Raw genomic sequence first — 365 nt, forward strand, 5'->3', positions numbered from 1 at the left:
ACTGGTTGTAGTAATCTTGCCGTATTTTATAATAAAGGTATAGGAGTTCAAGCTAACATAGACACTGCTTATAAATTATACAAATTAGCTTGTAAGCTTGGAGAAAGGAAGGCTTGCAAGGCTATAGGTAAATAGGAGCTGGAAGTAAGAATATATATGTTTGTTTGTGTTAATAAGACATGACGGTTTACAATTTGCACAAGGTTTTTGAGGTTCCATATGAAGAATGCTAAACAACTTTTCTATAGGCCAATAGATGAAAGATGTGAATATTTTCTATTAAAAGTTCAGAGCTTAACCATTTATAACATACTAAAAGTTGTAAAGCTATGCTATAATAACTTTAATGTTTAGTGGTTGGTGTT

Annotated in this window: 1 pseudogene; it reads left to right on the plus strand. The window is 31.2% G+C overall.

Features of this window, described 5'->3' with window-relative positions:
- A pseudogene (locus ACYQZV_RS09125) lies at positions 1-135 on the plus strand (hypothetical protein); the annotation flags it as partial.
- Between the last annotated feature and the right edge of the window lie 230 nt (positions 136-365).

This window comes from Hydrogenobaculum acidophilum, from assembly GCF_054656715.1.